Annotated in this window: 10 protein-coding genes; 2 read left to right on the plus strand and 8 right to left on the minus strand. The window is 60.0% G+C overall.

What is annotated here, in order from left to right; all coding sequences use genetic code 11:
• Window positions 1-7 precede the first annotated feature (7 nt).
• Entirely contained in the window at window positions 8-1,798 is a 1,791-nt protein-coding gene (locus ACM6IT_RS06580; RefSeq protein ID WP_056726703.1) for a KinB sensor domain-containing domain, read from the plus strand.
• A 7-nt stretch (window positions 1,799-1,805) separates the two neighbouring features.
• Here ACM6IT_RS06580 and ACM6IT_RS06585 read toward each other — a convergent pair whose 3' ends face one another.
• The 7 genes from ACM6IT_RS06585 to ACM6IT_RS06615 all read right to left on the minus strand — a co-directional run bounded on the left by ACM6IT_RS06585 (window position 1,806) and on the right by ACM6IT_RS06615 (window position 9,044).
• Window positions 1,806-3,419, minus strand: a complete 1,614-nt coding sequence (locus ACM6IT_RS06585; protein WP_056726704.1) for an EAL domain-containing protein — start codon at window positions 3,417-3,419, stop codon at window positions 1,806-1,808.
• A 76-nt stretch (window positions 3,420-3,495) separates the two neighbouring features.
• Window positions 3,496-4,275, minus strand: coding sequence for an N-acetylmuramoyl-L-alanine amidase (locus ACM6IT_RS06590; protein WP_223542701.1), 780 nt, complete (start codon window positions 4,273-4,275; stop codon window positions 3,496-3,498).
• Window positions 4,276-4,367: 92 nt separating this feature from the next.
• Window positions 4,368-6,347 (minus strand): diguanylate cyclase, encoded by a 1,980-nt coding sequence (locus ACM6IT_RS06595; RefSeq protein ID WP_414917723.1) that lies wholly within the window; start codon window positions 6,345-6,347, stop codon window positions 4,368-4,370.
• Window positions 6,344-7,222 (minus strand): endonuclease/exonuclease/phosphatase family protein, encoded by an 879-nt coding sequence (locus tag ACM6IT_RS06600; protein ID WP_056726707.1) that lies wholly within the window; start codon window positions 7,220-7,222, stop codon window positions 6,344-6,346. The genes ACM6IT_RS06595 and ACM6IT_RS06600 overlap by 4 nt, the downstream gene beginning before the upstream one ends.
• A gap of 14 nt (window positions 7,223-7,236) precedes the next feature.
• A complete protein-coding gene (locus ACM6IT_RS06605; protein ID WP_056726708.1) occupies window positions 7,237-7,878 on the minus strand; it encodes a thiol:disulfide interchange protein DsbA/DsbL in 642 nt (213 codons plus the stop codon).
• 200 nt (window positions 7,879-8,078) lie between these two features.
• Entirely contained in the window at window positions 8,079-8,708 is a 630-nt protein-coding gene (locus tag ACM6IT_RS06610) for a c-type cytochrome (RefSeq protein WP_056726709.1), read from the minus strand.
• Window positions 8,709-8,753: 45 nt separating this feature from the next.
• The gene (locus ACM6IT_RS06615) at window positions 8,754-9,044 is read right to left on the minus strand and encodes a c-type cytochrome (RefSeq protein ID WP_008002190.1); all 291 of its coding nucleotides are present in this window, start codon (window positions 9,042-9,044) and stop codon (window positions 8,754-8,756) included.
• Between the two features lie 191 nt (window positions 9,045-9,235).
• On the opposite strand from ACM6IT_RS06615, the gene yihA reads away from it, so the two are divergent.
• Complete coding sequence (gene yihA / locus ACM6IT_RS06620) at window positions 9,236-9,880, plus strand: ribosome biogenesis GTP-binding protein YihA/YsxC (protein WP_046042671.1); 645 nt, start codon at window positions 9,236-9,238, stop codon at window positions 9,878-9,880.
• A gap of 323 nt (window positions 9,881-10,203) precedes the next feature.
• On the opposite strand, the gene polA is transcribed toward yihA, so the two are convergent.
• On the minus strand, window positions 10,204-13,008 hold the full coding sequence (polA, locus tag ACM6IT_RS06625; RefSeq protein WP_414917724.1) for a DNA polymerase I: 2,805 nt from the start codon (window positions 13,006-13,008) through the stop codon (window positions 10,204-10,206).
• Between the last annotated feature and the right edge of the window lie 4 nt (window positions 13,009-13,012).

Consider the following 13,012-nt stretch of genomic DNA (forward strand, 5'->3'; position numbering starts at 1 on the left):
ATCGCCGATGAAACTGGCGATGAAATTACGGACCCGGCTTTTCCTGAGCATCTCCGCACTGATCACCGTCGCGTTGCTCGGGCTCTTGCTCGGGTTGGTCAGCGTGATGCAGATGGCCGGCAGCCAGGAAGCACTGATCCGCAATAACTTCATCACCCTGGACCTGGGGCTCAAGCTGCGTCAGACCCTGGGTGATCAATTGATCATCATGCTCAGCGAGAAGCCTGACTCCGCCGCTTTCGCGGCCTCGAAGCAGCATTACTTCGAACTGCTGGAGGAAGGCATCGCCCAGGAGCCGGCAGATACCGGAAGCGAGCACGGCTTCAGAAAAGCCAAGGCCGACTACGAGAGCTTTATCCAGGCTTATGAAACGTCCCCGAACCCGTCGAATGTGCTCAGCAGCCACGACAACCTGACGGAAAAATTCAACGCACTACGCAATGGCCTGATCGCCGAGCACAAGCGCGCACTGGATAACATCAGCGATACCGAGCGACAGGCCCGGGAGCAGGCATTGCTGATTGCAGGGTTGCTTGGCCTGGTGGGGCTGGCAGTGCTGATCATCGGCTTCGTGACCGCGCAAGCTATCGCCCGACGTTTCGGGGAGCCCATCGAGGCCTTGGCCAAGGCGGCGGACCATATCGGCCAGGGCAATTTCGATGTCACCCTGCCGATTTCTTCGGCGATGGAACTGAACCAGCTGACCCGACGTTTCGGGATCATGGCCCAGGCATTGCGTGAACATCAGGCCACCAACGTCGATGAGCTGCTGGCCGGTCAGCAGCGTTTGCAGGCCGTGCTCGATAGCATCGACGACGGACTGCTGATGATCGACCGCCAGGGTCATCTGGAACACCTTAACCCTGTAGCCCAGCGTCAATTGGGCTGGGAGTCCGATCGTCTGGGTCAGGGGTTGGGCACGGCGCTGAAGCGCCCCGAGCTCGATGAGCAGCTGCAACTGGTACTGCGCGGCGGCACACTGGAGCGGGCGCTGGAAGACTTGAGTGTCGAAGTCGACGGCGAGTCGCGACTGCTGACCTACAGCCTGACTCCGGTCAGCCATACCCAGGGCCATATTCTGGGCGCCGTGATGGTGCTGCATGACGTCACGGAACAGCGTGCCTTCGAACGGGTACGCAGCGAATTTGTATTACGCGCCTCCCATGAATTGCGCACACCAGTCACTGGCATGCACATGGCCTTCGGATTGTTCCGTGAGCGCGCGCACTTTGCCCAGGACTCCCGGGAAGCCGACCTGCTCGATACCGTGAATGAGGAGATGCAGCGGCTGATGCAGTTGATCAACGACCTGCTGAACTTCTCCCGTTACCAGAACGGTTTGCAGAAGCTCACCCTGACGCCTTGTTCCATCGAGGCGTTGCTGGAACAGGCTCGCTCACGCTTTGCCACGGCGGCCGAAGAGCAGGAAATCAATCTGCTGGTGGAGGTGCAGGAGCCTTTGCCGCGGTTACAGGCCGACCAGCCACAACTGGAGCGGGTACTCGACAACTTGCTCGACAATGCCTTGCGGCACACCGGATCCGGCGGGCGGATACGTTTGCATGCCCGGCGCCACGGTGACCGGGTCATCATCAGCGTCGAGGACAACGGCGAAGGTATTGCCTACGGCCAGCAGGGGCGGATCTTCGAGCCGTTCGTGCAGGTCGGACGCAAGAAAGGCGGGGCCGGGCTCGGCCTGGCCTTGTGCAAGGAGATCGTGCAATTGCATGGCGGGCGGATGGGCGTCTATTCACGGCCGGGGCAGGGTACTCAGTTCTACATGGCGCTGACCGTCTAGGTCACCCTCACGCTTCGTCATCCAGGCGCCGGCCTCCCCGACGACGCCCCCGGGTAATCAATTCAGTGAACTGCACTGCGCTCAGCGCCCGCGCGAACAGCCAGCCCTGGCCGAACTTCACGCCTTCACTGCACAGGAACGCGGCCTGGGCCTCATGCTCGATGCCCTCGGCAATCACCTTCAGGTGCAGCGACTGGGCCATGTGAATGATGTGCGGGGCCACGCCGCTGCTGGCGGCGTCATGGCCCAGCGCGTCAATGAACGCCTTGTCGATTTTCAGGCAATCCACCGGCAGGGTTTGCAAATAGGCGAGGCTGCAATAGCCGGTGCCAAAGTCATCGATCAACACCTGGTGTCCGACATCCCGTAGCGCTTGCAGGTTTTCCCGGGCCACCACCACATCGACCAGCCCGCGCTCGGTGACTTCAAAGGCAATTTGCCGCGCAGCGACGCGGTGCAGGGTCAACAACCGCGCCATCACCTGGCCGATCCGCGGAACCATCACATCACACGCCGCGAGATTGACCGAGATGTACAACTGCGGGTTGGCACGCAGCAACTGGCCGAGTTGCTCGAGCAGGCGTTGCAGGACGAAGTCCGTCATCTGGCGAATCTGCCCGGTATTCTCTGCCATCGGAATGAACAGGTCGGGACTGGTCAGGGTGCCGTCCGGCCTGCGCCAGCGCAGCAGTGCTTCAGCCCCGACACAGTTGCGGCTATCGAGGTCGAAGATAGGTTGATACAGCACCTGCAACTCGCCCCGGCGAATCGCGCCGGTCAGTTCGGCGTCCAGCGACTGCCGCTGGCGCACCAGCAGAAACACCAGGAACCCGACGCAGATGCCCAGCGCGAGGCTGGCCGGCAGCAACCACCACCAGACCGCCGGGATATGCATGCCGGTGCGTGGGCTGATCAACACCAATTGATATTCCGGGTTGTCGGTGGGCATCCGGTATATCAGGCGTGCCTGGGTGATTTGCAGCGCATCACGGTTTTTCGGTGGCCAGGCCTCGTCCGGTGGCCATACCTGAGAAGCGCCGAGCACCGGAATCGCGCGCGCGCCATGGTCCAGGACTACCAGCAGGCTGCTGCCCGGCGACAGGTCGACCATATCGGTCAAATGCCCGCGAGAGGTCGCGACCCGGAAATTCCCGCGCCCGAGCATCAGCGCGGCGCGGTTTTCATCGGGTTCGGTGGTGGTGTTGAGCCAATAGCTGTAAGTCGGGCCCTTGATGTCTGGCGATCGACTCAGCGACAACCCTTCCTGGCGGGGGCGATTGGAGCAGATTCGCGAGGAGTCCATGTAGGCAGCTTCGTAGACGAAGCGATAATTGAACGAAACCTGCTGCAAGGTTGCGATCATTTCAGCATCGCAACCGCGCAACGGTTGCGCCTCAAGGTCGTCAAGGCTTTCACGCAGTTGACCGAAGAGCTGTTCCAGGCGGGCGAGGAAGCGTTCGCCCTGAGCATTCATTTCTTCGCTTTCGTTTTGCTCGACCTGGTGTATGGCGACGAACAGGCTGCCGGCCATCAACAACGTTGCGCTCAAGACAGTAGACATCAGCCCCAGGAACCAGGGGCGATGGAACCAACTACGTAAGGTCTCTCGAGCAGCGGTCATTGTGAAATATCCGAAGGATTACCAATGAGTTATAGCTGCTGATTGGAAAAAAGCCCTGACCGTCGGGCGGGCGTCATTATTTTGTCTGATTCAACACCAAAAGTAGCGCGGCAGTTTGCGCATCCGGAGTGCCATCGAAGTGCGCCGGACGGAAATGCATCTGGAATGCCGCGATCACATGTCGTGTCGCGACATCGAGCTCGCCGGTTTGTGGCGAGGCATAACCCAGGCGGGTCAACTGCGCCTGAAACCAGCTGATGCTCGGCAACTGCTCGGCGAACAACATTTGCTGGCGCGCCACCGCCTGTTCATTCGGCCAGATACCCAGGCCTTCGGCGGCCAGACGCTTCCAGGGAAACAGCGGCCCCGGGTCCAGCTTGCGCAAAGGTGCAATATCGCTATGGCCGATGATGTCGCGAGGCTTGATGCCCTGACGTTTGCTGATGTCCTTGAGCAATACGATCAACGACTGGATCTGATCTTCGGTGTAGGGATACCACACGCGTCCGGTCGGGGTGTCCTTGAAGCCCGGATTGACGATTTCGATACCGATGGAACTGGAGTTCAGCCAGGTCCGGCCATTCCACTCGCTCTCCCCGGCGTGCCAGGCCCGCACATTTTCATCCATCAGCTTGTAGATGGTGGCGCCCTTGTCGTCGCCGATCAGGTAATGGCTGCTGACTTCACCGTGGGTCAGCAATTGCAACGAACGCTCCAGCGAGGCATTGGTGTAATGCACCACCACGAACTGCACACGGCTGTCGTAATTGGCTGAGGGATGACTGGTGTCAAAACGGGGACCGCCGGCGCAGCCGGCCAGCAGAATCAGTGACGCAATCAGAGCAAAATATTTCATGGCGAAGGCAGTACACACAAGACAATAATGCAACAGTGTAACGTAATGCCTGGCGGGCTGACGGCAATCAAACAAAATGGAACAATTGACGATCAGCCCGGCTCCACGCGATTGCGTCCGGCATTTTTTGCGCGATACAGCGCCTGATCGGCTCTTTTAAGCACCTGATCGCCGTGTTCACCCGGCCTGAACGCCGTCATCCCGATAGACACGGTGATGGTCACCGGCTCTCCCTTGAAGTGGAAAGGACAAGCCTCAATGGAGGCCCGCAAGGCTTCCAGCAACTTCAACCCCGCCGCTGGCACCGTGGATGGCATCAACAGCACAAACTCCTCGCCGCCAAACCGGGCAATGAAATCCGTCCCGCGCAACCGCTTGCGCAACACACTGGCGATGATTTTCAGCACTTTGTCACCGGCCAGGTGCCCGTAGTTATCGTTGATGCGCTTGAAATGATCGAGGTCGAGCATGGCCAGCAACAACGTGTTGCCATGTTGCTGCCATTGTGTGATTTCATGATCCAGGCGCTCGCTCCAGGCCGCACGGTTGGGCAGCCCGGTCAACGGGTCGACCAATGCCTTCTGCCGTTGCTCTTCAAGGTGCTCGCGGTAACCCTGGGCCTCCTGCTCCATATGGGCGACCCGTTCGGCCAGGCTGTGCAAGCGCACAGCGACCTCCTGCTCGCGCTCATCGCGTTGTTTCTGGTGCTGGTCCATGGTACCCAGCAAGCCTTCGAGATGGTTTTCCAGTACGTGCTTGAGATCCTCCAGGTCCGCCGCTTCCTGCATGCTGCTTTGCAGGCCATCGACCTGTTCACGGATCTGCGTATCCATCTGCCGCGCAGCCGAACGGTTGTCGGCGTGCCCTGCGGTGGCGGCCTGCAAGTTGCTCTGGAACGACTCGAGACGCTCGTTCAATCGTTGCAGATAGGCTTCGAACTCATGCTGGCCGCTGTCGGTAATAGCCAGCATCAACGTGGCGAAGTCGTCGAGGATCGGCAGCAATTCGTACCAGTTCAGACCGTTTTTCAAACGATCGCGCATGGATTCGGCTTGCGGGCGATGACGTTCGGGCAATGTCAGGTCGTCGAGCAGCCCCAGCAGCGTGTCTTCGATGTGACTGGCCACCGAGCTGTAGGAGGGCTCGGGGGAATCCGGAAGTGCATAGAGAATATCGTGTTCGGATAGCGCCTGATCGACGACGGCCACATCCTCCATAGGCATCGGAGGTAAAGGCAAGCTATCCGGCGAAACTTGCGCGGTCAGCTCGTCAGGGTTTGCTTCCGATTCAGGAGTCGTCGCGATGGTTTCCGGGGCGGACTGCCCGGCCGATTCGATTTCTGCCGCGACGGCACTGGCCGGTTGAGGTTCCACAGCCGGGTGGGCAAAAGCTACGATTGCCGGAGCAGGCGCAGCCACGGTTGGCCCGGTCGGTGCAGACTCACCTTCAACTCGCGCAGCGGGGGGTACCTGGAAAGTTGCCGCAGGATTCCTGGCTACAGAGACCAGATCAGGAGAAATAACCGTTGATGCCGCTGCCTCCTCCGCTTCACGACCGCCGAACAACCGCTGCAGCAAGCCCGGCCGGCCATTCTCCGTCGGGGTCTCCAGCTGGCTCAGGGCCTTGCCCTGCAAGCCACTCAGCTCGCTGAGCAGCAAGGGTATCTCACGTGCCTGACTGACTCGCGCATCCAGTTGCTTGGCGAAACTCTTGAGTGGCCGACTCACATCCCGTGGCAACGGCAATGTTTGCAGTTGTGTGACCAGCGCATTGAGGGCGGCACTGGTCTGGTTGACCCGGGTTTCCCGACGCTGCTCCGAGTCGAGCACTGCCTTTTCAAGGCGTGGAATCAGCGCGGCCAGGCCTGCGTCCATGTCGTCGGTGCGCACGACCTCGCGCATTTCTTTCATGCATTGGTCAACGGCGCGGTCAGTACCTTCCGCCGCCAGGGTGCTGCGCACCAGCCCGCGACGCAGCAAGTCGAGCCGCGCGTCCCAGCGACGTTCGAGCTTTTCCTGTTGTTCGATGCTTTTGAGGTATTTCTCTTTCCAGCGCTGTGCTTCGTCGCTCATTCAGGGGTTCCGCGAGGGGCAGGACTCAATGCGGGCAATGCATCGGCCGTGAGCGAACCCGGCAAACGAATCTCTACCGCTACCGGCAGGTGATCGGAAATGGGCTGTGCCAGCACCTCGACCTTTTCCAGGGTCAGGCTCGGGCTCAGCAAGATATGGTCCAGGCAGCGCTGTGGGCGCCAGCTGGGAAACGTCGCTTCCAGTTGCGGCGCAAGCAGGCCGAGATCGCGCAACGGGGAATGTTGCAGCAGGTCACTGGCATGGGTGTTCATGTCGCCCATCAGTACCTGGTGCTTGTAGTCGCCAATCAACTCGCGGATGTAGGCCAATTGCAGGCTGCGGGCCCGGGCGCCCAACGCCAGGTGCATCATGACCACCACCAGCGCTTCCGGGCCTTCGCCGAACCGCACCAGAATGGCTCCGCGCCCCTTTGGCCCCGGCAACGGATGATCCTCGATTGCCCATGGGCGCAACCGGCTGAGCACGCCATTGCTGTGCTGGGCCAGGCGACCGAGATTGCGATTGAGTTGTTGATACCAGTAGGGAAAGGCACCGAGCTGGGCCAGGTGTTCGACCTGATTGACGTAGCCTGATCGCAGGCTGCCGCCATCGGCCTCTTGCAAGGCGACCAGATCGAAGTCGCCCAGCAGATTGCCGATTTTCTGCAGGTTATCGGCACGCCCGGTGTGCGGCAGCAGGTGCTGCCAGCCCCGGGTCAGGTAATGCCGGTAGCGCTCGGTACTGATACCGACCTGGATATTGAAACTGAGCAAGCGCAGACGACTGTCTGCGGGCAAGCCCGTGGACTCCAGATGATGCTCGTTGACCCGCGGATCATGCAGGCCAACGATGCGTTCAGTACCCCATCGGCGCATGGCAGTGACTGCCCTTAGTTGGCGGCAGCCTTGTTAGCCGCTCGCTCTTTGTCGATCAGTTTGTCGGCCAGTTGCAAGGCCTGTTCGGCACCGCCGGCGGAACCCACGTCAAAGCGGTACTTGCCATTGACGATCATGGTTGGAACGCCGGAGATTTCGTACTTCTTGGCCAGTTCACGAGCCTTGACGATCTGGCCCTTGATAGCGAAAGAGTCGAAAGTCGCAAGGAACTTGTCCTTGTCCACGCCTTGGGTAGCGAGGAAGTCGGCCATGTCGTTCTTGTCGGTCAGTTTCTTGTGTTCTTTCTGAATGGCATTGAACACCGCGGCATGGACGTTGTGTTCGACACCCATGGCTTCAAGGGTCAGGAACATCTGGCCGTGAGCGTCCCACGGGCCACCGAACATGGCTGGAATGCGCACGAAGTTCACGTCCGAAGGCAGCTTCTCGACCCACGGATTGATCACTGGCTCGAAGGCGAAGCAATGCGGGCAGCCGTACCAGAACAGCTCTACCACTTCGATCTTGCCAGGCACGGCGACCGGAACAGGGTTGGTCAGTTCGACATAAGGTGCGGCGGGGGCGTCAGCGGCCTGGGCAGTCATGCCGAACAGGCTGGCAGCGGCAAAAACGGCGCTGATGATCAGATTACGCATGCTTTACTCCTGGACAAATTTTATCGCCTCGCGCGACTTGTTATCGGACAGATCCTGGCGGGCTTGAGTTCTGTAGTGTAACGGCAGCGGCCACAAAAAAGGGCGGCCAAGGCCACCCTTTTTATACTTGCTGTGACGGATTAATCGAGCGTTAACACTGCAGGCGATAAGCTCGCCGCTCAACGCCTGATCCGCCGGCCTTAGTGCAGGCCTTGAATGTAGCTGGACACCGCGGCGATGTCTTCGTCGCTCAGCTTCTTGGCAATGCTCTGCATGGGCTTGGTATCGCCGTCGTTGGTGCGGCCGCCTTCTTCCTTGCGGAAATCGACCAGTTGCTTTCCGACGTATTGAGCGTGCTGACCACCCAGGTGCGGGAAACCGGCAGCCGCGTTACCTGCGCCATTTGGCGAGTGGCAACCGGTGCAGGCTGGCAAGCCCTTGGCCAGGTCACCACCACGGAACAGGGCTTCACCGCGAGCGACAATCTTCGGATCGGCGGCACCGACGCTACCTTTCTGGCTGGCGAAGTAGGCGGCGATGTCCGCCAGGTCCTGATCGCTCAGGTTGGTGAGCAGGCCGGTCATTTCCAGAACAGTGCGCTTGCCCGACTTGATGTCGTGCAATTGCTTGGTCAGGTAGCGTTCACCCTGACCCGCCAGTTTTGGAAAGTTTGGCGCCATGCTGTTGCCATCCGGGCCGTGGCAGGCGCCACAGACGGCGGCTTTGGCCTGGCCGGCTTTTGCATCACCCGGTTGTACTGCCTCACCTGCAGCATGGGCCATGCCGGAGATGCCCACGGTCAACAGCAGACTCACGATCAATTTCTTCATCAGCTAATCCAACTACGGCTAAGGGTTAAGAGTTATGGACCGGGCTTACTCGCTCATCCAAAGGATGATGGCTTGGTAATCCTCGGCACTGCAGTCCATGCACAAACCACGCGGCGGCATCGCCTTGAAACCCTGGGTCACGTGTTGCACCAGCGTCTCCATACCTTTCGCCAACCTCGGCGTCCAAGCTTCCTGATCGCCTTTTTTCGGCGCCATGGGGAGTTGGCCGGAATGACAGGCACCACAAACACGGTTGTACACAGCTTCCGGATCCTGTGTAGCCTGAGCGCTGTAAAGCGGCATCAATACACCGGCAGCTAGCAGCCATTTCGTCATAAAACGACCTTTTCAGGGTTGAGAGCGGGCTGCGTTCTAGTGCGCAATCAAGGTCTGTCGCTCTCGTGAACTTCATCCTACGCTGGGACAAAGCGCACACAAAATCTGCGGCATTATATACTGGCGTCACTGAAACGGAAGCGACACTGCTTGCCGCACCCATTCCTGGCGCCGCCCACATCGGAAATCCCATGCAACTCAAGAATCCCATCCTCGGTCTGTGCCAACAGTCCACCTTCATGCTCAGCGCCGCCAAAGTCGACCAATGTCCGGATGACGAGGGCTTCGAAGTCGCCTTCGCCGGGCGTTCCAACGCCGGCAAGTCGAGTGCCTTGAACACCCTGACCCACGCCAGCCTGGCGCGCACCTCGAAAACCCCGGGGCGCACGCAACTGTTGAATTTCTTCAAGCTAGACGATGAACGCCGTCTGGTCGACCTGCCGGGCTACGGTTATGCAAAAGTACCGATCCCGCTCAAGCAACACTGGCAGCGTCACCTGGAGGCATATCTGGGTGGTCGCGAGAGTTTGAAAGGTCTGATCCTGATGATGGACATCCGCCATCCGATGACCGATTTCGACCTGTTGATGCTCGACTGGGCCGTGGCTGCCGGCATGCCGATGCACATTCTGCTGACCAAAGCGGACAAGCTGACCTACGGCGCGGCCAAGAACACACTGCTCAAGGTTCAGGCGGAAATCCGCAAGGGCTGGGGCGACCTGGTGACAATCCAGCTGTTTTCGGCCCCGAAACGCATGGGCCTGGAAGATGCCTACACCGTACTGGCCGGCTGGATGGAACTGGCGGACAAGGGTGCCGAAGCAGAAGCCCAGTAAGTGCGAAAACTGCCTGCGGTGCACGCGGGCAGTTTTCTCGGGGCAAAAAAAACCCCGGGCTTCATATGGGGAGGGAGAAGTTCCGGGGTTGAAGCTCTAGACCGCTAGGGCGGGGTCCAGATATCTGCCAACACTTAACACAACATAGGAGCATCGAAGGGCTTCACCAGCCATTCAGTAACTCTGAGTGGTGGTGTGCAAGATTAGTTCAGATTTTTTTCAAATGGGTTTGAAATAACTCTGATAACCCTTCGGACCAAACTGTTTTTGGCGCCCTTCTGCCGCGGCACTATGCCGCAGCAGAAAAGGTCTTTTCAGGGGGCTCAGTGAGCCTCATCCCAGTTGTTTCCAACACCCACTTCGACCAGCAACGGCACATCCAGTTTCGCCGCCTCGCTCATGTGCACGCGAATTTCATCGCGAACCTGGTCGACCAGGTCTTCACGCACCTCGAGCACCAGCTCATCGTGCACCTGCAAGATGACTTTGGCGTCCAGGCCCGACACGCTCAGCCAGTTATCCACCGCGACCATGGCTTTCTTGATGATGTCTGCAGCGGTGCCTTGCATCGGCGCGTTGATCGCCGTGCGTTCGGCGGCGGCGCGCTCTTGCGGCTTGTTGGAGTTGATGTCCGGCAGGTACAGGCGACGGCCGAAGAACGTCTCGACATAACCTTGCTCGGCGGCCTGGGCACGCGTGCGGTCCATGTACTGGCGAACGCCGGGGTACCGGGCGAAGTAGGTATCGATGTAGGCCTTGGCGGTCTTGGTGTCGACGCCGATGTCCTTGCCGAGCTTCTGCGCGCCCATGCCGTAGATCAGGCCGAAGTTGATCGCCTTGGCGCTGCGGCGCTGGTTGGAGGTCACGTCGGCCAGTTCGACCTTGAACACTTCGGCGGCGGTCGCGGTGTGTACGTCCAGATTGTGGCGGAAGGCGTTCATCAGCCCTTCATCCCGGGACAGGTGCGCCATGATCCGCAGTTCGATCTGCGAATAATCCGCCGCCAGCAGCTTGTAACCGGCCGGGGCCACGAACGCCTGGCGGATGCGCCGCCCTTCGGCGGTGCGCACCGGGATGTTCTGCAGGTTCGGATCACTGGAGGACAGCCGCCCGGTGGACGCCACTGCCTGGTGATACGAGGTATGGATCCGCCCGGTACGCGGGTTGATCTGCTCCGGCAGACGGTCGGTGTAGGTGCTTTTCAGCTTGCTCATGGAGCGGTATTCCATGAGCACTTTCGGCAATCGATAGTCGTCTTCTGCCAGTTTGGCCAACACTTCTTCGGCAGTGGACGGCTGGCCCTTGGCGGTTTTCTTCAATACCGGCAGGCCGAGCTTCTCGTAAAGGATCACGCCAAGCTGCTTGGGCGAACCGAGGTTGAATTCCTCACCTGCAATCTCAAAGGCTTCACGCTCCAGCGCCACCATCTTGTCGCCCAGTTCAATGCTTTGCACGCCCAGCAAGGCGGCGTCGACGTATGCGCCCTGGCGCTCGATACGCGCCAATACCGGTACCAACGGGATTTCGATGTCGGTCAGCACGCTGGCCAGGCTCGGAATGGCCGAGAGCTTTTCGAACAGGGCATGGTGCAAGCGCAGGGTGATATCCGCATCTTCGGCGGCGTAGGGCCCGGCCTGCTCCAGGGCGATCTGGTCGAACGTCAGCTGTTTCACGCCTTTGCCGGCGATGTCCTGAAAACTCACTGTGGTGTGGTCCAGATACTTCTGCGCCAGGCTGTCCATGTCATGGCGCGTGGCCGTGGAGTTGAGTACGTAGGACTCAAGCATGGTGTCGAAGGCGATGCCACGCACGGTAATGCCGTTGTCCTGATCGCCGCCGATGGCGCAGTTGGCCAGGATGTTCATGTCGAACTTGGCGTGCTGGCCGACCTTGAGTTTGCTCGGGTCTTCCAGAATCGGCTTGAGTGCGCGCAGGACCGTATCGCGATCCAGCTGCTGCGGCACGCCAATGTAGGAATGGGTCAACGGGATGTAGGCCGCTTCATTGGCCTGAACCGCGAACGACAGGCCCACCAGTTGCGCCTGCTGCGCATCGATGCCGGTGGTTTCGGTGTCGAAGGCAAACAGCTTGGCGTTGTTCAGTTTTTCCAGCCAGGCATCGAACCGCGCCTGATCGAGGATGGTTTCATAGGCGGCTTCAGCAGCGGCGGCTGGCGCTTCGGCCTCTGGTTCGCTGAACAGATCGGCGGCCGGTGCAGGCTCGGCGGTAGCGCTCAGTTCCAGACGCTTGGCATCCCGATCGAGGTCGTTCAACCAGCTCTTGAATTCCAGCAGGGTGTACAGCTCGTAGAGTTTGGCCGGATCTTCAGGACCCATTTGCAAGTCATCGAGCCCAACGTCCAGCGGCACATCGACCTTGATGGTCGCCAGCCGATAGGAAAGGAAAGCCATTTCCTTGTGCTCTTCGAGCTTGGCCGGCAGGGTCTTGGCGCCGCGAATCGGCAGGGTCGGCACAATATCGAGCTGCGCATAGAGTTCGGTCAGGCCCCCGTTCACACCGACCAGCAGGCCGGAAGCCGTTTTCGGGCCGATACCCGGAACACCTGGAATGTTGTCGGACGAATCGCCCATGAGCGCCAGATAATCGATGATCTGCTCCGGAGCGACGCCAAATTTCTCCTTCACGCCCTCCACGTCCATGCTACTACCGGTCATGGTGTTGACCAAGGTAATGTGACCGTCGACCAGTTGCGCCATGTCCTTGTCACCGGTGGAGATGATCACCGGACGATCCGCCGCCGCGCTGCTGCGGGCCAAGGTGCCGATCACGTCATCGGCCTCGACGCCTTCGACGCACAGCAGCGGGAAGCCCAGGGCGATCACGCTCTGGTGCAGCGGCTCGATCTGCAAGCGCATGTCGTCGGGCATGCTCGGACGGTTGGCCTTGTATTCGGCGAACATCTCATCGCGAAAAGTCCCACCCTTGGCGTCGAACACCACGGCGAACGGACTGTTCGGATATTGCTTGCGCAGGCTCTTGAGCATGTTCAACACGCCCTTGACCGCGCCGGTCGGCAGGCCTTTGGACGTGGTCAGCGGTGGCAGTGCGTGAAATGCGCGGTACAGGTAAGAAGAACCGTCCACCAGGACGAGGGGGGCTTGGCTCATGAGC

The organism is Pseudomonas sp. IT-P4 (assembly GCF_949767755.1).
In the GTDB taxonomy this organism is placed as follows: Bacteria; Pseudomonadota; Gammaproteobacteria; order Pseudomonadales; family Pseudomonadaceae; genus Aquipseudomonas; species Aquipseudomonas monachiensis.